At 63.9% G+C, this 620-nt stretch carries 1 pseudogene; it reads right to left on the bottom strand.

Going from position 1 to position 620, the window contains the following annotated elements:
* Window positions 1-213 precede the first annotated feature (213 nt).
* Window positions 214-620: pseudogene (locus DEQ92_RS21405) on the bottom strand (flap structure-specific endonuclease); the annotation flags it as partial.

The following is a 620-nucleotide window of genomic DNA, read 5'->3' as shown; positions in this document are numbered from 1 at the left end:
ACAGCCGAACGCGAGGGTGGAGGCGAGCGAGAGGAGGCGGCGGCGACGCATTGTCACCACAGATGATTGACGGTATCATACCAGTTGGGATAGGTGGAACGCTCGTTTGAGTTACCGGCTAGCGGTGGGGACGGGGCGTCACAGATCCGATGTCTCCCGGTTTTCGTGTTCGATTCACAGCCGTCTGGTTCACGCTCCCGACACGCTCACCGATCATATCCACTCGTCGAGGCCGGTCTGGACGAGCGAGGACTCGATACGCTCGAAGCCGCGTGCGACCTCGTCGGCGGCGACCTCCCACTCCGCGGTGACGTACGCGCGTGCGGCCTCGATATCGGGCGAGAGGTCGGTATCGAACGCGTAATCGTCCGTGACAGGCGGGTCGAGAAAGAGGTCTCTGACGCGGTCGGCGTTCTCGATGTACGCCTCGCGGGCGTCGAGCACCGCCCAGAGGTCGCCGTGCTCGCGGATGTCCGACAGCGCCGTCTTCGGCCCGACGCCGGAGATGCCCTCGTTGAAGTCCGTGCCACAGAGGATCGCGACGTCGACGAGTTGCTCGCGGGTGATCTCGTGTTTGGCGAGTGTCGCTTCGAGGTCCATCAGTTCCGGATTCCCTTTCG

Origin of the sequence: Haloferax sp. Atlit-6N, assembly GCF_003383195.1 — an archaeon.
GTDB classification, from domain to species: domain Archaea; phylum Halobacteriota; class Halobacteria; order Halobacteriales; family Haloferacaceae; genus Haloferax; species Haloferax gibbonsii.
This window is presented reverse-complemented; position numbering and strand designations above follow the sequence as displayed.